The sequence below is a fragment of the Nocardioides campestrisoli genome (assembly GCF_013624435.2).
GTDB classification, from domain to species: domain Bacteria; phylum Actinomycetota; class Actinomycetes; order Propionibacteriales; family Nocardioidaceae; genus Nocardioides; species Nocardioides campestrisoli.
Window position 1 is genome coordinate 2,930,360 of record NZ_CP061768.1, and the last position, 26,168, is coordinate 2,956,527.

Sequence of the window (26,168 nt, forward strand, 5' to 3'; positions counted from 1 at the left end):
TCAGCCGTTGACGCGGGTGGTCAGTCCCGTGGGGCCGCCCGGCGCACCGTGGCACTTCTTGAACTTCTTGCCCGACCCGCACGGGCAGTCCGCGTTGCGGCCCACGCCGGCGAAGGCGTCCTTCTCGGCGCTCGCCTCCTGGGCGCGCACCTCCACCTCGCCGTCCTCGGCCGGGGCCGAGTAGGTCAGCCGCTTGGGACCGGCCGGCTTGGCCAGGCCCTTGGCCCGCACGCTGGGTGCGTGCGCTGCTGCGGCCGCCATGTCGATCGCCGGCTTCTCCTCCTCCTCCACGGTGAGGATCTCCGACGGGTCGACCTCGCCGTCGTCGCCCTGCTCCTCGACCTCGACCTCGAGGTTGAACAGGAAGCCGACCGACTCCTCCTTGATGGCGTCCATCATCGAGGAGAACATGTCGAACCCCTCGCGCTGGTACTCCACCAGGGGGTCGCGCTGGGAGTAGGCGCGCAGGTAGATGCCCTCGCGCAGGTAGTCCATCTCGTAGAGGTGCTCGCGCCACTTGCGGTCGATCACCGAGAGCACGACGCGCCGCTCGAGCTCGCGCATCACCTCGGGCCCGACCTCGTCCTCGCGCCGGTCGTACGCCGCCTGGGCGTCCTTGCGCAGGGACTCGATCAGCAGCTCGCGGGTGAGGTTGGCCCGGCCGCCAGCCTCCTTCTCCAGCTGCTCCAGCGTCACACCCATCGGGTAGAGCTGGCGCAGCGCGGTGCCGAGCGCCTCGAGGTCCCAGTCCTCGGCGTACTCCGCGGTCGCGCCGACCACGTAGCCGCTGATGACGTCGTCGAGGAAGGTGCGGATCTGCTCCTCGAGGTCGGCGCCTTCCAGCACGCGCCGGCGCTCGCCGTAGATGACCTCGCGCTGGCGGTTCATCACGTCGTCGTACTTGAGGACGTTCTTGCGGGACTCGAAGTTCTGCGCCTCGACCTGGCCCTGGGCGCTGGCGATCGCGCCGGTGACCCGCTTGTTCTCGATCGGGACGTCGTCGGGGACCTTGAGCACCTGGAGCACCCGGTCGACCCAGTCGGACTTGAACAGCCGCATCAGCTCGTCCTGCAGGGAGAGGTAGAAGCGGCTCTCACCGGGGTCGCCCTGACGGCCGGAGCGACCGCGCAGCTGGTTGTCGATCCGGCGCGACTCGTGCCGCTCGGTGCCGATCACGTAGAGCCCGCCGAGCTTCTTGACCTCCTCGTGCTCGGCCGCGACCTGGGCCTTGACCCGCTCCAGGGTCTCGGGCCAGGCGGCCTCGTACTCCGCGGCGGTCTCACCGGTCGGCTCCAGGCCCTTGTTGCGCAGCTCCTGGTCGGCCAGGAACTCCACCGAGCCGCCGAGCATGATGTCGGTGCCTCGACCGGCCATGTTGGTGGCCACGGTGACGGCGCCGCGGTGACCCGCCATGGCGACGATCTTGGCCTCGTCGTCGTGGACCTTCGCGTTCAGCACGCTGTGCGGGACGCCGCGGGCGCGCAGCGCCCGGGAGAGCAGCTCGGACTTCTCCACCGAGACGGTGCCGACCAGGACCGGCTGGCCCTTCTGGTGGCGCTCCTCGATGTCCTTGACCACCGCGTCGAACTTGGCCTCCTCGGTCCGGTAGACGAGGTCGGGCTGGTCGACGCGGGACATCGGCTTGTTGGTCCGGATCGGGACCACGCCGAGCTTGTAGATCTTGTCGAACTCGCTGGCCTCGGTCATCGCCGTGCCGGTCATGCCGGACAGCGTGTCGTAGAGCCGGAAGTAGTTCTGCAGGGTCACCGTGGCGAGGGTCTGGTACTCCTCGCGGACGGTCACGCCCTCCTTGGCCTCGATCGCCTGGTGCAGGCCGTCGTTGTAGCGCCGGCCGGCGAGCATCCGGCCGGTGTGCTCGTCGACGATCAGCACCTCGCCGTCGATGACGACGTACTCCTTGTCGTTGCGGAACAGCTCCTTGGCCTTGATGGAGTTGTTCATGAACGAGATCAGCGGGGTGTTGACCGAGTCGTAGAGGTTGTCGATCCCGAGGTGGTCCTCCACCTTGGTGATGCCCGGCTCGAGCACCGAGATCGTCCGCTTCTTCTCGTCGACCTCGTAGTCGACGTCGCGCACCATCGTCGCCGCGATCTTGGCGAACTCGCCGTACCAGTGCACCTCGTCCTGGGTGGGGCCGCTGATGATCAACGGGGTCCGCGCCTCGTCGATGAGGATCGAGTCGACCTCGTCGACGATCGCGAAGTTGTGCCCGCGCTGCACGCAGTCCTCGAGGGAGTCGGCCATGTTGTCGCGCAGGTAGTCGAAGCCGAGCTCGTTGTTGGTGCCGTACGTGATGTCGCACAGGTAGGCCTCGCGACGCTCGGCCGGGCGCATCGAGGGCAGGATCACCCCGGTGGTCAGCCCCAGAAAGTGGTGGATGCGGCCCATCCACTCCGCGTGGTAGCGGGCGAGGTAGTCGTTGACCGTGACCACGTGCACGCCCTTGCCGCTGAGCGCGTTGAGGTACGCCGGCAGGGTCGCCACCAGCGTCTTGCCCTCACCGGTCTTCATCTCGGCGATGTTGCCCAGGTGCAGCGCGGCGCCACCCATGATCTGCACGTCGTAGTGGCGCTGCCCGATGACCCGGCGCGAGGCCTCGCGGACCGTGGCGAACGCCTCCGGCATCAGGTCGTCGAGGGTCTCGCCGTTGGCCAGACGCTCCTTGAACTCGACGGTCATGCCGCGCAGCTCGTCGTCGGTCATCGCGACGAAGTCGTCCTCGATGGCGTTCACGGCCTTGGCGATGCCCTCCAGCTGGCGGACGATCTTGCCTTCGCCGATGCGGAGGAGCTTGTCGATGATGGCAGGCACGTACACGGACTCCTGAGTTGAGGGACACACGTGGTGTGGGGTGGCGGCACGGCCACCGTCCGCCATCGTAACGGGCGAGTGCTCATCCGGCGCGCGCGTCGCCGGACTGTGGCGTCCCGCGGGCCGTGACTAGCAGGGCAGCACGGGGCGCAGGTCCCCCCGGCCCCCCAGGACCACCTCGTCCAGGCCCAGCCACTCCCCCAGCCTTGCCAGCTCGGCGCCCAGGGCCTCGGCCGTCTCCGGGGGCGCGTCCGGCTCCCGGTGCGCGGACTGCACCAGCAACCTCCCCGTCGCCCGGTCGGCCTTGAGGTCGACGCGGCCCACCAGCCGCTCGCCCAGCAGGAAAGGCAGGACGTAGTAGCCGTGCACACGTCGGTGCGCCGGGGTGTAGATCTCCAGCCGGTAGCGGAACCCGAAGAGGGCCTCGGTGCGGGCGCGCTGCCACACGAGCGGGTCGAACGGGCTCAGCAGCGTCCCGGCCTCCACCCGGCGCGGCACCGGGGTCCCGGCGGCGAGCCAGGCGGGCCGGGACCAGCCCTGCACCCGCACCGGCTCCAGCTCGCCGGCGTCGGCCAGGGTCGCCACCGCCGCCCGGGTCCGGGCCACGGGCATCCGGTAGTAGTCGGCCAGGCAGGCGAGCGTCGCCACGCCGTGCGAGCGGGAAGCCCGGCGGACCAGCTCGAGCTCGGCCTCCGCGCGGGTCGGGGTGGGCGCAGCCAGCACCGCGGCGGGGAGCACGCGCTCGGGCAGGTCGAAGACGATCTCGAAGGACGGCGTACGCCCGGCCACCGCGACGTCGCCGACCAGGAAGAGGTAGTCGAGGACCTTGCGCGCCTCTGACCAGTTCCAGCCCCAGTGCTCGCGGGACCGGGTGCCCCCGACCTCGGCCTCGAGCTCGCGGGCCGTCACCGGGCCCCGCTCGGCGACCGCGGCCAGCACCCGGGGCTCCAGGGTCGGGTCGGCGGTGAACCCCCACTTGCCGCGCCGTTCGCGGTAGTCGTCCATCCGGTGCCGCATGTGCGGCCACAGCTCGACCGGCATCAGCGCCTGCACGTGCGCCCAGTACTCGACCAGGCGGCGGGGCCGGGCGGCCGAGGCGCGGCGGAGCAGGTCGACGTCGTAGGCCCCCATCCGCGAGTACAGCGGCATGTAGTGGGCGCGCTGGAGCACGTTGACCGAGTCGACCTGGAGCACCCCGGTCCGCCGTACGGTGCGCTGCAGCGTGCGCATCGTCGGCTCGGCGTGCCGCCGGTCGGCGAACCCCTGCGCCGCGAGCGCCACCCGGCGCGCCTCCGCGGCGGACAGGGTGCGCACCCCGGGCGCTCGAGCGGTCACGGCAGCTCGAGCAGCTTCTCCTTGACCGCGTACATGACCGCCTCCATGCGGGAGTGCAGCTGGAGCTTCTCCAGCATGTTGCGGACGTGGTTCTTCACGGTGTTCTCGGAGATGAAGAGCTGCTTGGCGATCTCGCGGTTGTTCATGCCCTTGGCGACCAGCCGCAGTACCTCGAGCTCGCGCTCGGTGAGCCGGAGCCCGCCGTTGACCTGGTGCCGCTCGGGCTTGGACATCTGCTTGAACTCGTCGATCAGCTTGACCGCCATCGACGGGGAGATGAGCGACTGGCCGTCGGCCACCACCCGGATGCCCTGGGCCACCTCCTCGATCGAGGAGTCCTTGAGCAGGTAGCCCGCGGCGCCGCTCTTGACGGCTTCGTAGAGGTCGCCCTCCTCGTCGGAGACCGTCAGCATGATGACCTTCGCCGACGGGTTCGACTCCTTGATCGCCCGGCAGGCCTCGATCCCGCTGCGTCGCGGCATCCGCACGTCGAGCAGGACCACGTCGGGGGCCATCGAGCTGGCCAGGTCCGTGGCGGCCACGCCGTCGCCCGCCTCGGCCACGACCTCGATGTCGGGCTCCTGGGTCAGGAGCATCGTCAGCCCACGTCGGAAGAGCTCCTGGTCGTCGGCAACGATCACCCGGACCGGCTCTGTTGTCTCTGTCGGCTGCGTCACAGGCGGCATCATGTCAGATGCCCCGGCCCGAACGGACGCGGAACGCGCGTCCGCCGGGCGCGGGGCACCGACGTCGGTCAGCTCAGCTGGCGACGGTGAGCGTGATGACTCCGTAGTCGTAGCCGTGGCGCCGGTAGACCACCGACGGCTTCTCGCTCTCCTTGTCGACGAAGAGGTAGAAGTCGTGACCCACCAGCTCCATCTCGTAGAGCGCCTGGTCCAGCGTCATCGGCTCCGCCTCGTGGGACTTCTCCCGGACCACGAGCGGGCCGTCGCCGGTGACCGTGATCGGCCCGACCTGCCGCTCCTGGACCTCGTCGGAGCCTGCGTCCGGAGTCTCCTCGGCCCCGGTCTCGGCCAGCGCCTCGCCCACCGAGACGGGGGTACGGCGTCCGCGATGGATACGCCGCCGGTCGGCCGCCTTGCGCATCTGGGCGGTCATCTTGTCCAGCGCCAGGTCGAGCGCGGCCATCTTGTCCTCGGCCGCGGCCTCCGCGCGGATGACCGGCCCCTTGGTCAGGGCGGTCAGCTGCACCCGGACGGCCCGGTCCTGCTGCCGCGGGTTGCGCTCGGCGGACACCTCCGCCTGTACCCGGATGATCCTCTGGTCGTGCTTCTCGAGCCGGGAGAGCTTCTCCTCCACGTGGGCTCGAAACCTGTCCGAGACCTCCACGTGCCGTCCCGTCACCACTACGTCCATGTGAACCTCCGATTCGCTACTCCACTGGCACCCCGGGCAGCAGCCAACCGTCCGGCGTGCTGCACGGCGTCTGGCATGGAGTCCGCCCGGCCGACCTGGTCTTCGTCCCCACAATCGCCTGCTGAGACGGTCGCAGCTTCTCCGCCACTACTGGCCTTCTCCCGGTGGTCGCCGCATCTGACGGCGGCACCAGGGCAGGACTTACTTCTAAGCCGCACCGTGATCGGCCTCCCGGACGAGCCGGGAGCGCCTTACGTGGACCGTTTCGCCTGCGACTGGCATCGGCTTGTCCCCGGCACGCGCACGGCGCCCCGATGACGCAACCACGGACCCGGACGGACTCCATGACCAGACGCTATCCCGTGCCTGGGCATGCCGCGAACACCCCCCTCGACGCGGCGGGCGCGGCCGGGTCGTGCCGTCGCCGGACCGCACCCACCACGGCGATCCCGGAGAGCTCGACGCCGACCGCGGCCAGCGCCCGTTGGGCCTCCCGCGCCGTGGCGCCGGTGGTCAGCACGTCGTCGCACAGCACCACGCGCACGGCTCCCGCCCCGGTCCCCAGGCCGCTGCGGGCGGCCCGGGCGGCCCGGGCGGCGCCGACCAGGGCACGGCTCGGCACCCAGAGCGACCCCTCCAGGTTGCGGGCCCGGGCTGCGGCGTCGAGCCCCGACTGGTCGAGCACCCCGCGGTGCGAGCGCAGCAGCGGCAGCACGCGCGCCGACAGGCCGTGCCGGGTCGCCTCCCGGGCCGCCACCCGGACCAGGCGCCTGGTGGGGTCGTCGCCCCGGGAGCGGACCACACCGGGCCGCGACGGCACCGGCACCAGCAGCACCCGTCCCTCCCCTCCTGCGGCCGCTCCGACCGCCCGGGCCAGCAGCCTGCCCAGGGGGCGGCCCAGGCCGAACCGCGACTCCTCCTTGTGGTCGATCACCAGCCGGCGGAGCAGCCCGTCGTACTCCCCCGCCGCCCAGGCCGGGACGAGACCAGGCGGAGCAGGTGAGGGTCTGGCGGGCACCGGCTGGGCCGGGAGCGTGCCGAGACAGCGGCGACAGACCAGCCGGCCGCGGCTCCCGCAGCCCAGGCAGGCGCTGCCGACCAGCAGGTCCACGGCGTGGTCGACCAGGTCGGCGGCAAGCGGAGCACGGGTCACCGGCCCATGACAGCGTTCCGCTCCGTCCCCTGGCCGCACCCTCGTCCCGGACTGGGGAGATGGCGCCCCGCCGCCGGGCTGTGCACGGCGAGCGGGCCGCGCCGGGTCAGCCGACGAAGCCCAGCCAGGTGATCCCCTCGTCCAGCGGCGGGATCTCCCGCGCCGGGTCGACCAGGTCGGCGACCCCGTCGGCCTGCACCACGTAGACGCTCTCGTTCCGGGCCGGGGAGCTCACCAGCGTCCCGGCCCCGCCCCGGATCCTGGAGGTGGCGCCGGTGTCCAGGTCCGCGGGCGCGCCCTCCACCGCGACCGTGCGGACCTGGGACAGGTCTCCGGTGATGTCGCTGAGCAGGGTGAGGGAGGACGGCGAGCGCCAGCCCATGTCGTTGATCCGCCGCCCCGGCTCGAGCTCGAGGTCGAGCGGGCGGACCCGGGTGGCGCCCAGGACGCGGCCGCGCTCGTCGCGCTGGATCCGGCCGGTGACCACCCGGTCGCCACCGGGCTCACGGACGACGGCCGCGAGCCGGGAGCCGTCGCGGGAGACCAGGAACGAGGTCACGTTGCGACCGGTCAGCCCGGGCACCCGCACCTGCCTGGCCCGCTCGTTCGTCGACGTCCACACCACGGCGCCGCCCGCCGTGCGGTCGACCCACCAGAGCCGGTCGGTGAAGTCCCAGACGGGCGGGAGCAGGTCGGTGCCGCCGGCGAACAGCTCGGTGGCGACCCCCTCCTCGTCCTCGACCGGAGCCACCAGCAGGGAGGTGCCGTCCGTGGTCACCGCGGCCGCCTGGGTCGCGGTGAGGTTGACCGCGGCGGTGCGCACCCCGAGCTGCTGGCTGCCCAGCGGCCCGGAGGTCTCGTCGAACTCCTCGAGGTCCCCCCGGACCAGGAGCCCGTCCCGGAGCGCGAAGAGGTCGCGCACCGAGCCCGAGCCCACGGGGTCCAGCCGAGCGCCGGCGGCGGGGCTCAGCTCCTGGCCGTGGCCCGGCAGCGGCACCGCACGCCCGTTGAGGGTGAGCCGCACCGCGGTGATCCGCGGGTCCTGGCGCAGGGTCCAGGCCACCTGGGCGATCATCTCGTCGGAGACGAGGTCCTCCGCACTCACGCCCGGCGGGCCCTGCAGCGAGACCTCGGCCAGTCCGTCGTCGTCGATCGGCACCGAGAGCGCCAGGCTCAGCCCCGCGGGCACGGTGCTGCGCACCACGGTGCCCAGGTGGCGGGGCGGGCCGGCGAGCAGGCCGCGGACCAGCGAGGTGGCGAACTGGTCGCCCTCGGGGACGAAGACCGGCTCGGGGACCAGGATGCGCCCGGTCGGGTCGAGGAAGTAGAGCGCGGCGCGCGAGAACCGGTCCTCGAACCAGGACTCGGGCACCACCAGGGCGTCGGGGGCCTCGGCGATCCGCCACTCGGCGCCCTCCAGCGTCATCGGGAAGCTGAGCTCGGCGTCCCCGGCGCGCAGCGACCGCGACCAGGCGCCTCGGGAGTCGTAGACCTCGGCGTCGACCATCGGCACGGTCAGCACGCGGTCACCGCGGACCGGGTCGAGGTCGGAGTAGGTGATGGTGCCACCCTCGGGCTTCCACCGCACCTGGGCCTCGCTGGAGAGGTACTGCGCGGCCACCGTGGTCTTGATCGGCGCGGCCTTCATCGCCTCCAGGAACCCCGAGACCACCTCGCGGGCCGAGGCGCCGGGCTCCGGCGGCGCGGGGTCGATGAAGGTGCCGCCCGAGGTGTTCCCGGACTGGGTGTCCTCCACCTCGAGGATCGGACCCGCGGTCGGCATCTGGACGCAGCCGGCCAGCAGCAGCGCCGCGGCGGTCGCCGCCACCGCCCGCCATCGTGGGGTCACTCGCAGCCTCCTCACGCGCGTACCTCGTCGTCGGCCGGCACCAGCGGCAGCGGGCTGCGCCGCAGGGACTGTCCCAGGCGGCGCGGCAGCGTCAGCCGGAACTGGGCGCCCTCGCCGCGGCGTCCCCAGGCCTGCAGCCAGCCCCCGTGCAGGTGGGTGTCCTCCAGGGAGATGGAGAGGCCGAGGCCGGTTCCTCCGCTGGTGCGGGCCCGGGCCGGGTCGGCGCGCCAGAACCGGTTGAAGACCATGGCCGACTCCCCCGGCCCCAGCCCGACCCCGTAGTCACGGACGGTGATCGCCGCGGCCTCCTCGTCGGCGCCCACGTGCACGACGATGTCGCGCCGCTCGGCGTGGTCGATCGCGTTGGTGACCAGGTTGCGCACGATCCGCTCCACCCGGCGTACGTCGGCCTCGGCCAGGCACGGGTGCCCGGGATCGACCACCACCACCCGGGTGCCCCGCTGGATCGCGAGCACCTGGGTCGCCTCGGCGACCCGGTGGGCCACGTCGACCAGGTTGACGTCCTCGACCTCCAGCACCGCGGCGCCGGCGTCGAACCGGCTGATCTCGAGCAGGTCGGCCAGCAGCACCTCGAACCGGTCCAGCTCGGTCTGCAGCAGCTCCGCGGCCCGCGCGGTCGCCGGGTCGAACTGGTCCCGGCTGTCGTGCAGCACGTCTCCCGCCATCCGCACGGTGGTCAGCGGGGTACGCAGCTCGTGCGAGACGTCGCTGACGAACCTGCGCTGGAGCCGGCTGAGCTCCTCGAGCTGACGGATCTGCCGCTGCAGGTTGGAGGCCATCTGGTTGAACGACGTCGCCAGGCGCGCCAGGTCGTCGTCCCCGGTGACCCGGAGCCGCTCCTGCAGCTGTCCGGCGGCCAGCCGCTCGGCCACCTCGCGCGCCATCCGCACCGGGGCCACCACCTGCCGGGTGACCAGCCAGGTCACCCCCGCCACCAGCAGCACCAGGAGCACCGCGGCGGTGAGCAGGGCCCGGGTCACCAGGCCGAGGGTGTCCGCCTGCTCGGAGAGCGGGAACAGGTAGTAGACGGTGTAGGTCTCCCCGTCCGCGGGCAGGGTGACCTGCGAGCCGACCGCGATCCCCGGGCCGGGCTCGACCCCGCCGGCCACCGGTCCGGTGGTCTTGATGGTGGTGTAGGTCCAGGCCGTCTCCTGCGGGGTGGAGAAGCGGCTCTCCAGCGCCCGGGGGACGCTCGACTTGTCGAGGTTCTGGGTGAACTGGGCGCCGCCGCCGGCCAGCGTGCCGCCCGAGCCGAGCGGCGCCGAGAGGATCACCGCGAACCCCCGGCTGGCACCCCGGGCGATGATCGGCTCGATCAGGTCCTGACGCTGACCGGGCGCGTCGACGTCGGTGCCGGTGGCGAAGGTCAGCCTGCTCCGCGCCTCGGCGGTCTCGTTGCTCGCCTCGCTGACCGCGCGCTCGACCCGCTGCTCCAGCAGTCCGTCGCGGGTCTGCTGGAGCAGGAACCACCCCACGACGCCCACGACCAGCGTGGTCAGCACCAGGGTGCTGGCCACCACGCGTGCCTGGATCGACCGGCGCCAGCTGGTCAGGCCACGCGCCAGCGCGGTCGGGACCCTTCTCAGGGACAGGTGCGGTGCCATGCCCGCCCCGTCAGGACTTGCCGGCCTTGTAGCCGACACCGCGCACCGTGAGCACGATCTCGGGGTTCTCCGGGTCGTGCTCGACCTTCGAGCGCAGCCGCTGCACGTGCACGTTGACCAGTCGGGTGTCCGCGGCGTGCCGGTAGCCCCACACCTGCTCCAGGAGCACCTCGCGGGTGAAGACCTGCCAGGGCTTGCGGGCCAGGCAGACCAGCAGGTCGAACTCGAGCGGGGTCAGGTTGACCGCCGTCCCGGCGCGGGTCACGCTGTGGCCGGCGACGTCGATCTCCAGGTCGCCCACCGTCAGGGTCTCCGAGACCGGTGCCTCGAACCGGCGTACCCGGGCGCGGATGCGGGCCACCAGCTCCTTGGGCTTGAACGGCTTCACCACGTAGTCGTCGGCACCCGACTCGAGCCCGAGCACCACGTCGATGGTGTCGCCCTTGGCCGTGAGCATCACGATCGGGACGCCGGACTCGGTCCGGATCTCCTTGCACACGTCGATCCCGTCGCGGCCGGGCAGCATCAGGTCGAGCAGCACCAGGTCGGGGCGGTACTCGCGGAACGCGGCGAGCGCCTCGTCACCCCGGGTGACCATCTGGCTGTCGAAGCCCTCCTGGCGGAGCACGATGGTGAGCATCTCCGCCAGCGAGGCGTCGTCGTCCACCACGAGGACACGGCCGCGGGTGGGCGCGTCGGCGAGGGGCTGGCTCATGGGGCCATTGTGCCAGCGACGGCGAAGGCCGGTGTCCCCGCGGGGACACCGGCCTTCGTCACGACGAGCAGACGCGCTCAGTAGCGGTACTGGTCGGACTTGTACGGGCCCTCCACGGGGATGCCCAGGTAGTCGGCCTGCGAGGGGGTCAGCTCGGTGAGCTTGACGCCCAGCGAGGCCAGGTGCAGGCGGGCGACCTCCTCGTCGAGGTGCTTGGGGAGCACGTAGACCCCGACGGGGTACTCCTCGGGCTTGGTGAAGATCTCGATCTGGCCCAGCACCTGGTTGGTGAAGGAGTTCGACATCACGAACGACGGGTGGCCCGTCGCGTTGCCGAGGTTGAGCAGGCGACCCTCGGAGAGCACGATGATCGAGTGGCTGTCCCGGCCGTCCTGGCCCGGGAACGTCCACAGGTCGACCTGCGGCTTGACGTTCTTGCGGACCGCGACGCCGTCGGCCTCCAGGCCGGCCATGTCGATCTCGTTGTCGAAGTGACCGATGTTGCCCAGGATCGCGTTGTGCTTCATCCGGCGCATCTGGTCGACGGTGACGACGTCCTTGTTGCCGGTCGCGGTGATGATGATGTCGGCCACGTCCAGCACGTTGTCCAGGGTGTCGACCTGGTAGCCGTCCATCGCCGCCTGCAGTGCGCAGATCGGGTCGATCTCGGTGACGATGACCCGGGCGCCCTGACCGCGCAGCGACTCCGCGCAGCCCTTGCCCACGTCGCCGTAGCCGCACACGACCGCGACCTTGCCGCCGATCAGCACGTCGGTGGCGCGGTTGATCCCGTCGATCAGGGAGTGCCGGCAGCCGTACTTGTTGTCGAACTTCGACTTGGTGACCGAGTCGTTGACGTTGATCGCCGGGAAGAGCAGCGACCCGTCCTTCATCATGTCGTAGAGCCGCAGGACGCCCGTGGTGGTCTCCTCGGTGACGCCCTTGATGTCGCCGGCGATCCGGGTCCAGCGGTCGCTGCTGGTGGAGAGCGACTCGCGCAGCACCTCGAAGATGACCCGCTGCTCGGTCGACGTCGCGGACGCCGGGTCGGGCGCGGTGCCGGTCTTCTCCATCTCCACGCCGAGGTGGACCAGCATGGTGGCGTCACCACCGTCGTCGAGGATCATGTTGGCGCCGGCCTCGCCGGGCCAGTTGAGGATCTGCTGGGTGCACCACCAGTACTCCTCCAGGGACTCGCCCTTCCAGGCGAAGACCGGGACGCCGGCCGGCTGGTCGACGGTGCCCTCGGGGCCCACGACGATGGCAGCGGCGGCGTGGTCCTGGGTGGAGAAGATGTTGCAGGACGCCCAGCGCACCTCGGCACCGAGCGCGACGAGCGTCTCGATCAGGACCGCGGTCTGGATCGTCATGTGCAGCGAGCCGGCGATCCGGGCACCGGCCAGCGGCTTGGCGTCCCCGTAGCGCTCCCGCATCGCCATCAGGCCGGGCATCTCGTGCTCGGCAAGCTGGATCTCGGTCCGGCCGTAGTCGGCCAGGCTCAGGTCGGCGACCTTGAAGTCCATCTAGCTACCCTCCGTAGTGCGGGCGCGCACGGTTCTGCGCGTGTCGTCGAGGGTAGGACCGGCGCCGGAGAAACCCGCAATTGGCGACCGCTGCCGGACGTCTCCCGCTGACTCCGTGCTCGGCTCAGTGCGCCGCCTTGCGCCCGGGGCGGGGCACCAGGTGCAGCACGGCGACCACCACGGCCCCGACCACCAGCCCGACCACCGCCGAGAAGGCGGTGTTGACCACCCAGGCCACCGCGCCCTCCAGCACCCCGACCGCGTGCGCCACGTCCTCCTCGAGGTGGTGCACCAGGTCGTACGGCGCATGCCAGCCCAGGTCGTCGGTGCCCACCAGCAGGATGTGCCCGCCGACCCAGAGCATGGCCACGGTGCCGACCAGGCCGATCGCGGTCAGCAGCCAGGGCATGCCGCGGACCAGTCCGTGCCCGACCGACTGCGCCACTCGGTTGGCCCGGCCCGCCAGCGACAGCCCCACGTCGTCCATCTTCACGATCAGCGCCACCACGCCGTAGACCAGCACGGTGATCCCCAGGGCGACCACCACCAGGATCAGCGCGCGGGCCAGGAAGGGCTCCTCGGCCACCTCGTTGAGCGCGATCACCATGATCTCGGCGGAGAGGATCAGGTCGGTGCGGACGGCGCCCGCGACCATCTGCTTCTCCTGCTCCGGACCGATCTCGGTGGCCAGCGCCTCGGTGTGCTCCTCGTGTCCGGAGAGCTTCCCCCAGATCTTCTCCGCGCCCTCGAAGCACAGGTAGGTGCCGCCGAGCATCAGGATCGGGGTCAGCACCCACGGCAGGAACTGGCTGAGCAGCAGGATCACCGGCAGGATGAGCAGCAGCTTGTTGCGCACCGAGCCGACGGCGATCTTGCGGATGATCGGCAGCTCCCGCTCGGCCGCCAGCCCGTGGACGTACTGCGGGGTGACCGCGGTGTCGTCGATCACCACACCCGCCGCCTTGGCGCTGGCGCGTCCGGCGGCGGCCGCCACGTCGTCGACCGAGGCCGCGGCCAGCCGGGCCAGCACGGCGACGTCGTCGAGCAGGGCGAAGAGCCCGCCGCTCACCGGTGACCTCCCGCGAGGCTGACGGGCACGACGGGGAGGGGCAGCACGGCTGCGCGCAGGAGTTCGACCACGAGCCGCAGAGTACCCAGGTCGGGCCTCTGCCACCGCCGATCGGGGCCCGGACGCCCCCCGTGTCCGGGTGTGGCCGGTGTCCAGGGGTGGTCGGTGTCCAGGTGGGGTCGGTGTGGTCCGGGCGTGCCCCGACGCGGTCGGCGCTCAGTCCTGGACGAGCCCGCACTGCAGGTACGCCGCGGCGTACCGGCCGTGCAGCACCAGCGAGGCGTAGCGGGCGACCTCGGTGGCCAGGCCGTCGCGGCAGCGCACGGTCTCGGTGCGGATCCCCCGCAGGGACGCCGCCTGCAGCAGCTGGTCCCGCTCCGCGCGCGCCAGCTCCTGCTCGGTGCCGTCGTCGAGGACCAGCAGCAGCGGCCGCCGCTCCCCGCCCTCGTCGGCGAACGGGTCGTCGAAGACGTCGCGCGGCCGGGTCGCCTCCAGCACCGGCAGCAGGTTCTCGGCCACGCCCGCGATCGCCGACGTGCCGGTCGCCCGGCGCAGCGACTCCGCCACCCGCCGGGCCGCGCGGGCGGCCAGCACCGAGCCGCCCCAGACCACGGGCATCGTGTCGGCCAGCGCGATCGCCAGCATCTTGGCGTCGTTGACCGCCAGGTCCCGGTGCGGGGAGCAGGAGGTCGCCACCGCGTCCAGCGCGCCCGCGACCTCCTCGGCATCGGTCCGGGGACCCAGCTGGACCTGGTCCAGGTACTCCAGCATCACCACCGCCGAGGCGAGCTGGTCGCCGGTGGCCATCGGGAACAGGGTGGTCCAGCGGCCGGCGGCGTGCTCGGCGACCAGGGAGCGCGGCGGGCAGGCGACGACGGCCTGGGCCCCGCGCCGCACGGCCTCGCTGACCGCCGAGGCCGACCCGTGGTCCGACCCCTCGGGGGCGAGCACGACGACCAGGTCGAGGCTGCCCACCCAGCCGGGCAGCCCGGCTCCGGGCCAGGCGACGAACGGCACCGGGCACCACGGCTCCAGCACTGCTCGAAGCAGCCGGGAGTCCGGACCCGCGGCGACGACCGCGCGCGGGCGGCTGCCCACCAACGCAGCCGCCACGGCGGCCGGCAGCACCTCGGCGGCGCCGGCCATCTCGCGCCGGACCCGTGCGCCGGACTCCGCCAACGGGCGGAGCACGGTGTCCCAGGTGGTCAGGACCGCGGGGTCGTCGAGCCGCGACTCGTCGAACCAGGCGCCCATCGTCCCCCCCCCGCTCAGGCCGGCTTGCGTGCCTCGTCGACCAGGAGCACCGGGATGTCGTCCCGCACCGGGTAGGCGTTGCCGCAGCCGGAGCAGACGAGCTCCTCGTCCTGCGGGCTCAGCGAGCCGTGGCAGGCCGGGCAGACGATGATCTCGAGGAGGGCGGGGTCCAGGTTCATCAGTTGCTCCTGATCGTGGAGAGGACGGCGTCGCGGATCTCGGTCATGGTGGCCTCGTCCTTGCCCTCGGCGTTGAGTCGCAGCAGGGGTTCGGTGTTGGAGGCGCGCACGTTGAACCACCAGTCGGCGTGGGTCACCGTGAGGCCGTCGAGGTGGTCCAGCTCGACTCCCTCGGCTCCGGCGTACTGCTCCTCCAGGAGCCTGAGCACCGCGGCCTGGTCGGCCACGGTGGAGTTGATCTCGCCGCTGGCGGGATAGCGCTCGTAGCGGGCGAGCAGCTCCGAGAGGGTGCCGTCGGACTCGGCCAGCGCCGCGAGGGCGTGCAGGGCGGCCAGCATGCCGGAGTCGGCGCGCCAGAAGTCGCGGAAGTAGAAGTGCCCGCTGTGCTCGCCGCCGAAGATGGCGTCGGTCTCGGCCATGGTCGCCTTGATGAAGGAGTGGCCCACCCGGCTGCGGACGGCCGTGCCGCCCAGCTCGGCGACCAGCTCGGGCACCCCGCGGGAGGTGATCAGGTTGTGGATCACGGTCGCGCCCGGCTCCTTGGCCAGCTCGCGCGCGGCGATCAGGGCGGTCAGGGTGGACGGCGAGACCGCCCGGCCCCGCTCGTCGACCAGGAAGCACCGGTCCGCGTCGCCGTCGAAGGCCAGCCCGACGTCGGCGCCCACCTCCAGCACCCGCTTCTGCAGGTCGGCGACGTTCTCCGGCTCGATCGGGTTCGCCTCGTGGTTCGGGAAGCTCCCGTCGAGCTCGAAGTACATCGGGACGAGCTCGACCTGGTCCGCCCCGATCCGGTCGAAGACCACCGGCGCGGTCAGCCCCGCCATCCCGTTGCCGGCGTCGACGACCACCTTGAGCCGGCGCCCGCGGACCGGGGCCAGGGTGAGCAGGTGGTCGGCGTAGGCGCCCAGCACGTCCTGCTCGCTGATCGTCCCCGGGGTCACGTCGTCGGAGACCATCGTGGCGCCGGTGGTCGCGTGCAGGGCGACCATGTCCCGGATCTCCAGCAGGCCGGTCTCCTTGCCCACCGGCTGCGCGCCCGCCCGGCACATCTTCATCCCGTTGTACTGCGCCGGGTTGTGGCTCGCGGTGAACATGACGCCGGCGTGGCCCAGGTGCCCGGAGGCGAAGTAGAGCTGGTCGGTGGAGGCCAGGCCGATCATCACCACGTCGGCGCCCGCGCGGGTCGCCCCCTCGGCGAAGGCCTGGGCCATCCCGGGCGAGCTGGGCCGCATGTCGTGGCCCACGACCACGGTCGGGGCGCCGGTCACCAGCACGAAGGCGGTGCCGGTCAGCCGGGCGAGCTCGTCGTCGAGCTGGTCGGGCACGGTGCCCCGCACGTCGTAGGCCTTGAAGATGGCTTCGAGGTTGGCCGGGTCGAGGGTGTCGGAGGACATGGGCGGAAGCCTAGCGGCCCGGCCCCGGAGCTCACTCCGTGGTCAGGACACGCAGGTGACCGCGCCGCACGCCCTTGGCCGGATCGTCGGCCGGATGGATCGTCGGCGGCGGGGCGACCGGCCTCGCCGCCTCGCGCACGGCGTCGGCAAGCGCCAGCAGGTCGTCGCTCGAGGGCCCCTGGGCCGAGGGGTCCGGAGCCAGCCGGAGCACCTCCCACCCCCGGGGTGCCGAGAGCCGCTCGCTGTGCTGGTCGCACAGGTCGTAGGCGTGCGGCTCGGCGTACAGGGCCAGCGGCCCGAGGACCGCGGTCTGGTCGGAGTAGACGTAGGTCAGCGTCGCCGTGGCAGCACGGCCGCAGGCGGTGCGCGAACAACGGCGGGCAGGACTCACGGAGGGCACGTTACCCGCCCGGTCCGCACGGACGGACTAGGCTCGCGGCATGGACCCGGTCGTGCCGTCACCGTCACCGGGCGCCGCCGACGACACCGGTCCGCTGCGCCGGCGCAGCCGGGACCGCCGGGGCCGCGGGATGCGGGGCCCGGGGGTGCTGCGTCGTCCCGGCTCGCCGGCCGCCCGCACGGCCCGCACCCGCTTCGACGACGTCGTGCTCGACGTGGTGGCGCTGCTCGAGGCCCGTTGGCACGACGAGCTCGGCCTGGTCGAGTACGCCGTCGAGGAGATGCCGCTGGTCCCCGACGACTGGGACGAGCCGGTTCCGCTCTCCTCGCTGATCCGCGGCTCGGGCGGCTCCCCCACCCGGGTGGTGATCTTCCGTCGTCCCGTGGAGCACCGGGCCGAGGACCGCGAGCAGCTCCGGTCGCTGGTGCTCACCGTGCTGGTCGAGCAGGTGGCCGAGCTGCTCGGCCGCTCCCCCGACGAGGTCGACCCGCGCGGCTGACGCCGGTCAGTGTCGACCCGCGCGGCTGACGCCGGTCAGTACAGGCCGGGACGGACGGCCGGCACCTCGCGGTCGACCGCGAGCTCCTGCAGGGGACGCACCGCCAGCCCGGGAGGCCCGCTCTCGACCGCGGCCCGCACCGGCTGCTCGACCCGCAGCTCGACGGAGCGGGCGGCGGCGTCCAGGGAGGTCCGGCTGCCCTGGCCCGGCTGCAGGATGATCTCCTCGGTCCCCACCTGCCGCCCTCGTCCGTCCCGGAGGACGACGCTGACGCTGGTGACCTGCTCCGCACCGGACAGGACCAGCCGCTTGGGACCCGGCGCCAGCGGGGTGACGGCGCGCGAGCTCACCGGCGGGGCGCCGACCGCGTAGGTGAGGTCGTCGCCGACCAGCGAGCGCAGTGAGGCGGTCACCGGGTGGTCCCCCACCAGGCGCAGGCCGACCACCCCGCGTCCGGATCGTCCGGAGAGGGCGCGCCCCAGGTCGACCGAGGTCGTCGAGCCGGGTGGCACCACGACCTCCTCCAGCCCGGTCGGGGTGAACTCGGTGCGCGGGGTGACGAGCCGGATGGCGACCCGCGCCTCGTCGGCACCCGGGTTGGCCACCACGAGGGTGCGGGAGTCGGCCGAGGCGCCCAGCCCGAGCAGGTGGTCGTCGGCGGCCGGGGCGGGCTGCGGCGGCAGCCAGTCCGCTGTCCTGGCACCGTCGCCGAGCTCCTCGAACCGGTCGACCACCGAGGAGCCGAGCCGTCCCCGGGTGACCCGCACGTGCAGGGTGAGCTCGTCGCGCCGCGGCACCAGGGCGGCCAGGTCGAGGGTGACCGAGCGGTTGCCGGCCACCGTGAGCCCGCGCAGAGCCGGCACCTCCACCGGACCGTCCTCGCCCAGCACGGTGACGTCGGCGACCGCCGGGCCGCCGTCCGGGTTGACCAGGGTGAGCTCGGAGCTGCGCTCGGCCCCGGCGCCGGCGCCGGTGAACCACGCCTCGGCCCACGGGGTGGTGCAGGCGGTCGAGGCGCTGCCCGAGCGTCGGGCGGCGACCAGGCCGGGGGCGGTGTCGTCCACTCCCTGGAGCACCACCCGGTCGCGGTCGGAGAGCTCCACGGTCGCGTCCGGCTCCACGTCCAGCGCCCGGTCACGGCCGCGCACCTGCACCGGGCCGCCCGAGGACGCCGCGTCGTCCCCGGCGCCCGCGCCGGCCAGCAGCACGAACACGTCGTCCCCACCGGCCAGGGCCGGCGGGCAGACCACCGTGGTGCGCACCAGCGGGGCGCTGCGCGGCGGCTCCCCCGGGTCCTCGGTGGGACGCGGGTCGACCAGCGCCAGAGCACCCACGGTGAGCACGGGGACGACCATGGCCAGCAGGGTCGTCGAGCTGATCGAGCGCTCCGCGGGCTGGGCGACCCGGCGCCGGCTGCCGCCGGCGCGGTCCGAGGGCTCCCTGCTCATGCCTCCACCTCCCGTCGACGGCGGCCGGCCACCGTGGGCGCCGCCAGCACCAGCGCGACCACCACGACCACGCCCTGCACGACCAGCAGCACCACCCGGCCCGTGGTCACGGTGCTGTCCACCGACGTCGGGTCCAGGGGCCTCTCCACCCGCCAGGCCCGGGTGGCGCGGTCACCCGCGCTGGCCTGCACCAGTCCGGCGACGGCGTCCAGCTCGGCCGCCACCCGGCCGTCGGCGGGCGCGGCGAGCACGACGTACTCGATGCCGAGCCTGCCGAGCTCGGCCACGTCGGCCGGGGTGGGGCTCGAGGCCAGGGAGGAGACGGTGCGGGTCAGGTCCTCGTCCTCGTCGGCCAGGCTGAGCACCTCGTCCTCCCCCACGGTCACCCCGTCGTCACGACGCACGCGATAGCTGAGCCCGGTGTCCAGGGAGCCGCGCAGCACCAGCACGCCGTGCTCGGCGCCGGTGAGCGAGCTCTGCGCCATGTACGCCGGCACCGCCTCGACCACGTCCTGGTCGAAGGAGTCGTCCGCGTCGACCACCCACCAGGCCAGGCCGCCCAGCGGAACCGCGGCGGCGACCAGGGCGACGGCGCCCGCGACCACCCGCTGCCAGAGCGCGTGGTCCCCGGTGAGCCTGCGGGTCCACGCCTCGGCACCGAGCACGGCCGCGACCACGGCGACGCCTTGCAGCACGACCACGAAGAAGCCGAGGCTCGGGGGGGTCGACGTCGCCGGCAGCCGGAGCGTGACGAAGCCCAGCGCGGCCACGACCACGGCAGCGGCCAGCGCGATCACCCAGCAGATGGTCACCGGCACCCGGGTCACCCGGGGAGCGATCGCCAGGACCGCGAAGAGCCCGACCGGCGCGCCCAGCCACCAGGGTGCGCCGAGCTCGCCGAGGCGGCCGGTGAGCAGGTCGGTGAAGGTGGCCTCGGCCAGCGGGAGCCGCCCGGCCTCGAGCAGCAGCCCGGTGCCCGAGCCGGTGAGGATCAGCGGCAGGAACCAGGGCAGCAGGAGCAGCGGCACCACGGCCAGGGCCAGGGCCGGCGGTCCCCAGGCCGAGCGGTCCTTGAGCAGGCGCGGTGCGATGGCGAAGCCCGCCGCGACCACGATCCCCGCGGCCAGCAGCCCGAAGAGCCAGACGCCGGGCACGAACGCGGCGGCGAGCGCGAGCAGCAGCCCGGTACGCCAGGCAGCGCGCCAGCGACGGTCCGGCTCCGGGTCGGCGAAGCCCAGCGCCGCGTGGGCGATCCAGGGCAGCAGCCCGGCCAGCACGACGGTGCCGAACCGGCCCTCGCCCCAGGCCCCGGAGGTGGCGGGCACCAGGGCGTAGGTGGCGGCTCCCCAGGCCAGCACCCAGACCGGCAGGCCGCGGGGGTCGACCAGCCGGCCCACCACCCGCAGGAAGCGCCAGGCGCCCCACAGGGCGAACGGCACGGCGAGCAGCATCACCGCGCTGATCGCCGCCGACGGGCTGCCCAGCAACAGGGTGCCGAGCAGCGCCAGCGGGAGCACGTACGCCGGGGCGGGCACGTCGGTGCCGGTGCCCAGCGGGTGCCGGGTCTCGGCGTACAGCCGCCACCAGTCGCTCACGGCCTCGGGGACCGGGGAGAGCGCACCGCCCTGGATCTGGCCGAACGCGGCCCGGGCGGCCACCAGGGAGAGGAGCACGAAGAGGCTGATCCCGACCGCACGGGGGTCGGTGAGGAACCGGACGACGATGCCGGTGTCGGCCAGCAGCTCCTCGTCCTCCTCGTCGACCGCGCCGCCGGACCGGGCGCGTGCGGCCGCACCGCTGCGGGACCGGTCTCCGGCCGACGGCTCGCTCTCGGCCTTGGCCGCCCGCCGTCGCTCGGCCACGTCCTGGGCCTGGCCGAGCACCGCTTGGGAGAGGTCGGAGACGAAGTCCAGGCCGTGCCGGTACGGCACCCACCAGGGCGCGAGCAGGTGGCTGACGTCGCGCGGGCTGCCGCCGGCCTCCCGGGCGCGCCGTCGCCGGGCCTGCCGGACCAGCCCGGGGCGACGGTAGACGTCGACCAGGGCCGCCAGCTCGTCGAGGGCCTCCCCGACGGAGCGGACCAGCAGGAACCCGACGACCCGCAGCAGGGTGCCGAAGAAGAGCCGCACCGTCTGCCAGAGCAGCCGACGGGACTCCACGTTGGCGAGCAGGGTGAACAGGGCCGCCCGGCGCTCCTGGTAGTGCGTGTGGCGCCCGGTCAGCGGAGTGCGTCGTACGCCGCGGTGCGCGGCCTCGGCGTGGAAGACCACCGCCTGCGGGACGACCAGCGTGCTCAGGCCCGCCCGGGCGGCCCGCCACCCGAGGTCGAGGTCGTTGCCGAACATCGGCAGCGCCTCGTCCAGCCCGCCCAGCTGCTCCAGCACCCGGCGGCGCACCAGCATGCCGGCGGTGTTGACCGCCAGCACCTCGCGCACCTGGTCGTGCTGGCCCTGGTCGTACTCCCCGCGCTCGAGCCCGGTCTCGCGCCGTCCCGTGCCGGAGAGGGTGACCCCGAGCTCGAGCAGCCGGCGCAGCGAGGGCCACTCGCGGAGCTTGGGGCCGAGGATGTCGGCCTCCGGGTGCTCGGCGGCGGCGGCGACCAGCGCGGCGAGCGCGTCCGGGTCCGGGGCGGAGTCGTCGTGCAGCAGCCAGATCCACTCGTCCTGGTCGTCCCCGGCCAACGGGGGCAGGTGCTCGAGCGCGAGGGAGACGGCGGCGGGGAAGGAGGTGGCTCCGGAGGTCTCGACGACCGCGGTCTCGGAGAACGAGTCGCGGATCAGCCGGACCGAGTCGTCCTTGCTGCCGGTGTCGACCGCGATGCCCCGGTCGATCGGCCGACGCTGGCGTCGGACCCCGTTCAGGACGCCCGGGAGCCACCGGGCCCCGTCATGGCTGACGAGGACGGCGGAGACGATCACCGGAGCAGCCTAACGACCGTCCTCAGGACGGTTCGCCAGGGTTCGGACGGCGCGCGTTCAGACAGCGCGCTTCTTGAGCTTGCGACGCTCGCGCTCGGAGAGCCCGCCCCAGATGCCGAAGCGCTCGTCGTTCATCAGGGCGTACTCCAGGCAGTCGTTGCGGACGTCGCAGGTCAGGCAGACCTTCTTGGCCTCCCGCGTGGATCCCCCCTTCTCAGGGAAGAACGCCTCAGGGTCGGTCTGCGCGCACAGCGCGCGGTCCTGCCAACCCATCTCCTCGGCGTCGGAATCAAGGAGAAACAGTTCTCGCATATGCCCTCGCCCTCTCGACCCTGGCCCCCGTGGACCCGATGTCCCTCGACCACTGCTTGTCACCGCTGTTCGGCACCACCTCGTGGTACCGCTGCATCGTTCCGTGTATGCATGCCCGTTCGCAGCCAAATCCTGCAAACAACACTTTGGGAATTACATGCCTGTCGTACCACCGAAGTCAAGCCCGGGCGTGTTATATCGCCTGCTGCGCCGGGCCTGATCCAGACCAGTGCGGGAGACCCTTGCCGGGAGGGCGAAGATATGCCCATGCGCCACATCACTGTGCTCTCCGGGGGTAGCGGCGGTGCCCGCCTCCTGCCCGCCCTGCGGCACGCCCTCGCCTCCGGCTCCGTCCCCGGCCTCTCCCCCGAGACCACCGTCACCGTGGTCGGCAACACCGCCGACGACCTGTGGGTGCACGGGCTGAAGGTGTGCCCCGACCTCGACACGATGATGTACACCCTCGGCCACGGCGTCGACGCCGACCGCGGCTGGGGGCGGGACGCGGAGACCTGGAGCGCCCGGGACGAGCTGGCGGCGTACGGGGTGGAACCCTCGTGGTTCGCGCTCGGCGACCGTGACCTGGCCACCCACCTGGTCCGGACCGAGATGCTGGAGGCCGGCTACCCGCTCTCCGCGGTCACCGAGGCGCTGTGCCGGCGCTGGCAGCCCGGCGTCCGGCTGCTGCCGATGACCGACGACCGGGTGGAGACCCACGTCGTGGTCGCCGACCCCGACTCCCCCAGCGGCCGCCGCGCGGTGCACCTGCAGGAGTACCGGGTGCGGATGGCGGCGCAGGTGCCGGCCGAGGCCGTGCTCTTCGTCGGCCTGGACCAGGCCCAGCCCGGGCCCGGCGTCCTCGAGGCGATCGCCGAGGCCGACCTGGTGCTCCTGGCCGCGTCGGACCCGGTGGTCTCGATCGGCCCCGTCCTCGGTCTCCCCGGGGTGCGCGAGGCACTGGCCGCGACCGCGGCCCGGGTGGTCGGACTCTCCCCGCTCCCGGGGACCGACGCAGCCGTGCCCGACCTCACCCGTCGACTCCTGGACTGCGTCGAGGTGGAGGCGAGCGCTGCGGGCGTCGGGCTGCACCTCGGCGCGCGCGGCCGGGGCGGCGTGCTGGACGCCTGGCTGGTCGACGAGCAGGACGCCGACCAGCTGCCGCGGCTGGCCGAGGCCGGGCTGGCCGCCCGCGCCGTGCCGCTCCTCCCGGGCTCCCCCGAGCAGGTGGCCCGGGCCCTGACCGCCGCCGTCGAGCTGGCCGGCTGATGGCGGCCACCGGCCGGCTGGAGGTGGTGGCCCCCGACGGGGTCCCGGAGATCTCTGCGGGCACCGACCTGGTCGACCTGGTCGCCACCGCCCTCTCCCGGGTCGAGCCCGGTCCCGCCGACGGCGACGTGGTGGTGGTGACCAGCAAGGTCGTCAGCAAGGCCGAGGGGCGGGTCTGCGACGCGGCCGACTACGACCGGGCGCTGGCGGAGGAGAGCACGCGGGTGCTGGCCAGCCGCGGTCGGACCCGCATCGTGCGCCACCGGCTGGGCTTGGTGCTGGCCGCGGCCGGCATCGACCGCTCCAACGTCGAGCCCGGACGGATCGTGCTGCTCCCCCGCGATCCCGACGGGTCCGCCGCCCGCCTGCGGGCGGGTCTGCGGGAGCGGCTCGGGGTCAACGTGGCGGTCGTGGTGACCGACACCTTCGGCCGGGCCTGGCGCGAGGGGCAGACCGACGTGGCGATCGGCGTCGCCGGCCTGCTGCCGCTGGAGAGCCACCTCGGAATGCTGGATGCGCACGGGCACGAGCTGGCGGTGACCGCCCCCGCGGTGGCCGACGAGATCGCCGGTGCCGTCGAGCTCGCCCAGGGCAAGCTCGGCGGACGGCCCCTCGCGCTGGTCCGTGGGCGCGCCGACCTGGTGCTCCCCGTCGGGGAGGACGGCCCCGGTGCCGGGCCGCTCCAGCGCGTCGCCGAGCTGGACATGTTCAGCCTCGGCGTCCGCGAGGCCGTGGTCACCGCGCTGGCCCAGGACGGGGCCGACCAGTCCCTCTTCGGGCCTCCGGCGACCCCCGAGGAGCTGGGGTCGGCCCTGACCCGGGTGCTCGGTGTCCCGGTCCGGCTCGGGGACGGGACCGCGGACGGGACGCCCGGGCACGAGGTCACCCTGCCCGCGGACACCCCGCGCGAGGTGGTCGCCGCCCTCTGCTTCAGCCACGGGTGGCGGCTGGCGGACTCGCGGCTCCCGGAGTCCCGGTCCGGGGCGGGAGCGGTCGTGCGCCTGCTACCCGTCATTCCGTAGACTTCCCGAGGCTCCGCCCCTCGGCGGGGTGCTGGAGACGAGACGAGGACGCGCCACGTGGCCAACAAGGACAGGACGAGCCGGCAGGCCGTCATCGACGACATCCGCAAGCAGCAGAAGGCGACCGAGCGCCGCAAGGGCAACATGATCATCGGCGTCGCCGTGATCGCCGGCCTGCTGATCATCGGCGCCGCCGCCTGGAAGCCGATCAGCGACTCCCGCGAGCTGTCGGAGTTCAAGGACAAGGACCTCGCCTCGATCGGCGCGCCGGCCACGGTCTGCCAGGACGTGGAGACCAAGGAGGCCTCCGGCTCCCAGGACCACGTGCCCGAGGGGACCCCGCTGGAGTACGAGGACGCCCCGCCCGCGTTCGGGCAGCACTACGACATCTGGGACAGCATCGACCGGAAGTTCTACACCGACGACCGTCCCGACCTCGGCGAGCTGGTGCACAACCTCGAGCACGGCTACACGCTGCTCTGGTACGACGAGTCGGTCGCCGAGGACGAGAAGCAGATGGAGACGCTGCGCGGCCTGGCCAGCAAGTTCGACAACGACAGCAACTTCCGCAACAAGTTCAAGGTCGTCCCGTGGCGCGCCGAGGACGGCGGCGAGTTCCCCGACGGCGCTTCCGTGGCCATGACGCACTGGTCGATCGGCGGCGCCGGCACCCAGGACGCCTCCAAGCAGGTCGGCGTCTGGCAGTACTGCTCCGAGCCCAGCGGCGAGGCCCTGGAGAAGTTCATGCTCGACTACCCGTACATGGACTCCCCGGAGCCCGACGCCATCTGATCGGCGCGAGCCACCGGCTCCGGGCCCGCGGGCCCGGAGCGGGAGAGCACTAGACGAGCTCGTCGTGGCCGTCCTCCTTGAGGGCGGCCACGATGCTTTTCACCTCCTGTGCCCGCGCCCGGGTGGTCACCAGCAGCGCGTCGCCGGTGTCGACGACGACCACGTCGTCCAGCCCCACCACCGCCACGGTGCGGCCACCGGCCGGTACCACCAGGCCGGTGCTGTCGACCGAGCGGACCAGGGCGCGATCCCCGAGCACCACCGGCCCGCCGGCACCGCCGGCCCCACCACCAGCGCGGCCCGCGCCCAGCAGTTCGCCCAGCGAGGCGAAGTCGCCCACGTCGTCCCAGCCGAACCCGCCGGGCACGACGGCCACCTTGCCGCGGGCGGCCGCCGGCTCGGCGACGGCGTGGTCGATGGCGATCTTGGGCAGCGTGCCCCACACGTCCTCCAGGGTGGTGGGGTCGGCGGCGATGCCGCGCAGGGCGGCGGCGAACTCGGGGTCGGAGTCGGCCAGGAGGTCGAGCAGCACCGACGGCCGCACCACGAACATCCCGGCGTTCCAGCGGTAGCCGGCCTCGACGTACGCCGTCGCCACCTCCGCGGACGGCTTCTCCACGAACTCGGCCACCTGCCGCGCCTCCAGCCCGGGGAGCGGCTCGCCGGGCCGTACGTAGCCGAAGCCCGTCGCGGGACCGGTCGGCTCGATCCCGATGGTCACCAGCCAGCCCTCCCGGGCCGCGGCGTGCGCCGCGCTCACCGCGGCCCGGAACGCTTCCTGGTCGGTGATCACGTGGTCCGCGGCGAAGGAGCCCATCACCGCCTCGGGGTCCCGGCGCTCCAGCAGGGCGGCGGCCAGGCCGATCGCGGCCATCGAGTCGCGCGCGGACGGCTCTGCCACCACGTCCTCGGCGCCCAGGGCGGGCAGCTGGGCGACGACGGCGTCGCGGTGCGCGGCGCCGGTGACCACCAGGGCGCGCCCGCCCGTCAGAGGGTCCAGCCGGTCCAGGGTCGCCTGCAGCAGCGTCCGCCCGGCCCCGGTGAGGTCCAGCAGGAACTTCGGCGCGCCCTGCCGCGAGAGCGGCCAGAGCCGGGTTCCGGCACCACCGGCGGGCACCACGGCCCAGAAGCTCTCGAGCGGCTGGTCTGCGGGGGCTCCCGCGGAGGTCTGCGTCATGGCGGCGAGGGTAGACGACCCTCCACCTA

General features: G+C 73.2%; 22 protein-coding genes. 4 read left to right on the plus strand and 18 right to left on the minus strand.

All coding sequences use genetic code 11. The features are described 5' to 3' along the window. From secA to H8838_RS13805, 14 genes are all read right to left on the minus strand, one after another. Nucleotides 1-2,832: a preprotein translocase subunit SecA gene (secA, locus tag H8838_RS13740; RefSeq protein WP_181312338.1), complete on the minus strand. Its 2,832-nt coding sequence runs from the start codon at nt 2,830-2,832 to the stop codon at nt 1-3. A 129-nt stretch (nt 2,833-2,961) separates the two neighbouring features. Continuing rightward, a complete protein-coding gene (locus H8838_RS13745) occupies nt 2,962-4,167 on the minus strand; it encodes a winged helix-turn-helix domain-containing protein (protein WP_224766133.1) in 1,206 nt (401 codons plus the stop codon). Continuing rightward, nucleotides 4,164-4,853 (minus strand): response regulator, encoded by a 690-nt coding sequence (locus H8838_RS13750; protein WP_258236729.1) that lies wholly within the window; start codon nt 4,851-4,853, stop codon nt 4,164-4,166. The genes H8838_RS13745 and H8838_RS13750 overlap by 4 nt, the downstream gene beginning before the upstream one ends. A 73-nt stretch (nt 4,854-4,926) precedes the next feature. After that, nucleotides 4,927-5,544 (minus strand): ribosome hibernation-promoting factor, HPF/YfiA family, encoded by a 618-nt coding sequence (hpf, locus tag H8838_RS13755; RefSeq protein ID WP_185995730.1) that lies wholly within the window; start codon nt 5,542-5,544, stop codon nt 4,927-4,929. A gap of 355 nt (nt 5,545-5,899) precedes the next feature. Continuing rightward, nucleotides 5,900-6,697 (minus strand): ComF family protein, encoded by a 798-nt coding sequence (locus H8838_RS13760; protein WP_185995729.1) that lies wholly within the window; start codon nt 6,695-6,697, stop codon nt 5,900-5,902. 106 nt (nt 6,698-6,803) lie between these two features. After that, nucleotides 6,804-8,546: an LpqB family beta-propeller domain-containing protein gene (locus H8838_RS13765; RefSeq protein WP_181312334.1), complete on the minus strand. Its 1,743-nt coding sequence runs from the start codon at nt 8,544-8,546 to the stop codon at nt 6,804-6,806. Between the two features lie 11 nt (nt 8,547-8,557). Beyond that, nucleotides 8,558-10,171 carry an MtrAB system histidine kinase MtrB gene (gene mtrB, locus H8838_RS13770; protein ID WP_181312333.1) on the minus strand — a complete coding sequence of 538 codons (1,614 nt, stop codon included), beginning with the start codon at nt 10,169-10,171 and terminating at the stop codon, nt 8,558-8,560. A 10-nt stretch (nt 10,172-10,181) separates the two neighbouring features. After that, nucleotides 10,182-10,886: an MtrAB system response regulator MtrA gene (gene mtrA / locus H8838_RS13775; protein ID WP_181312332.1), complete on the minus strand. Its 705-nt coding sequence runs from the start codon at nt 10,884-10,886 to the stop codon at nt 10,182-10,184. A gap of 77 nt (nt 10,887-10,963) precedes the next feature. Further along, complete coding sequence (gene ahcY, locus H8838_RS13780; protein ID WP_181312331.1) at nt 10,964-12,409, minus strand: adenosylhomocysteinase; 1,446 nt, start codon at nt 12,407-12,409, stop codon at nt 10,964-10,966. Between the two features lie 124 nt (nt 12,410-12,533). Beyond that, a complete protein-coding gene (locus tag H8838_RS13785) occupies nt 12,534-13,478 on the minus strand; it encodes a DUF808 domain-containing protein (RefSeq protein ID WP_185995728.1) in 945 nt (314 codons plus the stop codon). Between the two features lie 216 nt (nt 13,479-13,694). After that, nucleotides 13,695-14,732 carry an SIS domain-containing protein gene (locus H8838_RS13790; protein WP_185995727.1) on the minus strand — a complete coding sequence of 346 codons (1,038 nt, stop codon included), beginning with the start codon at nt 14,730-14,732 and terminating at the stop codon, nt 13,695-13,697. Between the two features lie 14 nt (nt 14,733-14,746). Next, nucleotides 14,747-14,911 (minus strand): Trm112 family protein, encoded by a 165-nt coding sequence (locus H8838_RS13795; protein ID WP_181312328.1) that lies wholly within the window; start codon nt 14,909-14,911, stop codon nt 14,747-14,749. Beyond that, nucleotides 14,911-16,305, minus strand: a complete 1,395-nt coding sequence (locus H8838_RS13800) for a phosphomannomutase/phosphoglucomutase (RefSeq protein ID WP_181312327.1) — start codon at nt 16,303-16,305, stop codon at nt 14,911-14,913. The genes H8838_RS13795 and H8838_RS13800 overlap by 1 nt, the downstream gene beginning before the upstream one ends. 31 nt (nt 16,306-16,336) lie before the next feature. Next, complete coding sequence (locus H8838_RS13805; protein WP_185995726.1) at nt 16,337-16,696, minus strand: DUF3499 domain-containing protein; 360 nt, start codon at nt 16,694-16,696, stop codon at nt 16,337-16,339. 49 nt (nt 16,697-16,745) lie between these two features. Between H8838_RS13805 and H8838_RS13810 the strand changes: the two genes are divergently transcribed. Continuing rightward, a complete protein-coding gene (locus H8838_RS13810) occupies nt 16,746-17,204 on the plus strand; it encodes a metallopeptidase family protein (protein WP_224766135.1) in 459 nt (152 codons plus the stop codon). A 35-nt stretch (nt 17,205-17,239) separates the two neighbouring features. Here the strand turns inward: H8838_RS13810 and H8838_RS13815 are convergent, their stop codons facing one another. Genes H8838_RS13815 through H8838_RS13825 form a run of 3 tightly spaced genes read right to left on the minus strand, consistent with a single transcriptional unit; the run spans nt 17,240 to nt 21,882 of the window. Next, complete coding sequence (locus tag H8838_RS13815; RefSeq protein WP_185995725.1) at nt 17,240-18,652, minus strand: DUF5719 family protein; 1,413 nt, start codon at nt 18,650-18,652, stop codon at nt 17,240-17,242. Continuing rightward, nucleotides 18,649-21,570, minus strand: coding sequence for a glycosyltransferase family 2 protein (locus tag H8838_RS13820; protein WP_185995724.1), 2,922 nt, complete (start codon nt 21,568-21,570; stop codon nt 18,649-18,651). Before H8838_RS13820 ends, H8838_RS13815 begins: the two co-directional genes overlap by 4 nt. A gap of 57 nt (nt 21,571-21,627) precedes the next feature. Next, the gene (locus H8838_RS13825) at nt 21,628-21,882 is read right to left on the minus strand and encodes a WhiB family transcriptional regulator (protein WP_181312323.1); all 255 of its coding nucleotides are present in this window, start codon (nt 21,880-21,882) and stop codon (nt 21,628-21,630) included. Between the two features lie 267 nt (nt 21,883-22,149). Here H8838_RS13825 and cofD point away from each other — a divergent pair, with 267 nt between their 5' ends. From cofD to H8838_RS13840, 3 genes are read left to right on the plus strand one after another with little or no spacing between them, the layout of a single operon-like run. Beyond that, a complete protein-coding gene (gene cofD / locus H8838_RS13830; RefSeq protein ID WP_185995723.1) occupies nt 22,150-23,148 on the plus strand; it encodes a 2-phospho-L-lactate transferase in 999 nt (332 codons plus the stop codon). After that, nucleotides 23,148-24,170: a coenzyme F420-0:L-glutamate ligase gene (cofE, locus tag H8838_RS13835; RefSeq protein WP_185995722.1), complete on the plus strand. Its 1,023-nt coding sequence runs from the start codon at nt 23,148-23,150 to the stop codon at nt 24,168-24,170. The genes cofD and cofE overlap by 1 nt, the downstream gene beginning before the upstream one ends. Before the next feature lie 57 nt (nt 24,171-24,227). Next, nucleotides 24,228-24,962: a DUF3105 domain-containing protein gene (locus H8838_RS13840; protein ID WP_224766136.1), complete on the plus strand. Its 735-nt coding sequence runs from the start codon at nt 24,228-24,230 to the stop codon at nt 24,960-24,962. Nucleotides 24,963-25,011: 49 nt separating this feature from the next. On the opposite strand, the gene H8838_RS13845 is transcribed toward H8838_RS13840, so the two are convergent. Next, nucleotides 25,012-26,139: a mannose-1-phosphate guanylyltransferase gene (locus H8838_RS13845; RefSeq protein WP_185995721.1), complete on the minus strand. Its 1,128-nt coding sequence runs from the start codon at nt 26,137-26,139 to the stop codon at nt 25,012-25,014. Nucleotides 26,140-26,168: the final 29 nt, after the last annotated feature.

Coding starts and splice junctions, on each gene's coding strand:
- cofE (WP_185995722.1), top strand. CDS start 23,148: ATGGCGGCCACCGGCCGGCTGGAGGTGGTGGCCCCCGACGGGGTCCCG.
- H8838_RS13750 (WP_258236729.1), bottom strand. CDS start 4,853: ATGCCGCCTGTGACGCAGCCGACAGAGACAACAGAGCCGGTCCGGGTG.
- mtrB (WP_181312333.1), bottom strand. CDS start 10,171: ATGGCACCGCACCTGTCCCTGAGAAGGGTCCCGACCGCGCTGGCGCGT.
- H8838_RS13790 (WP_185995727.1), bottom strand. CDS start 14,732: ATGGGCGCCTGGTTCGACGAGTCGCGGCTCGACGACCCCGCGGTCCTG.
- mtrA (WP_181312332.1), bottom strand. CDS start 10,886: ATGAGCCAGCCCCTCGCCGACGCGCCCACCCGCGGCCGTGTCCTCGTG.
- ahcY (WP_181312331.1), bottom strand. CDS start 12,409: ATGGACTTCAAGGTCGCCGACCTGAGCCTGGCCGACTACGGCCGGACC.
- cofD (WP_185995723.1), top strand. CDS start 22,150: ATGCGCCACATCACTGTGCTCTCCGGGGGTAGCGGCGGTGCCCGCCTC.
- H8838_RS13800 (WP_181312327.1), bottom strand. CDS start 16,305: ATGTCCTCCGACACCCTCGACCCGGCCAACCTCGAAGCCATCTTCAAG.
- H8838_RS13845 (WP_185995721.1), bottom strand. CDS start 26,139: ATGACGCAGACCTCCGCGGGAGCCCCCGCAGACCAGCCGCTCGAGAGC.
- H8838_RS13815 (WP_185995725.1), bottom strand. CDS start 18,652: ATGAGCAGGGAGCCCTCGGACCGCGCCGGCGGCAGCCGGCGCCGGGTC.
- hpf (WP_185995730.1), bottom strand. CDS start 5,544: ATGGACGTAGTGGTGACGGGACGGCACGTGGAGGTCTCGGACAGGTTT.
- H8838_RS13810 (WP_224766135.1), top strand. CDS start 16,746: ATGGACCCGGTCGTGCCGTCACCGTCACCGGGCGCCGCCGACGACACC.
- H8838_RS13795 (WP_181312328.1), bottom strand. CDS start 14,911: ATGAACCTGGACCCCGCCCTCCTCGAGATCATCGTCTGCCCGGCCTGC.
- H8838_RS13825 (WP_181312323.1), bottom strand. CDS start 21,882: ATGCGAGAACTGTTTCTCCTTGATTCCGACGCCGAGGAGATGGGTTGG.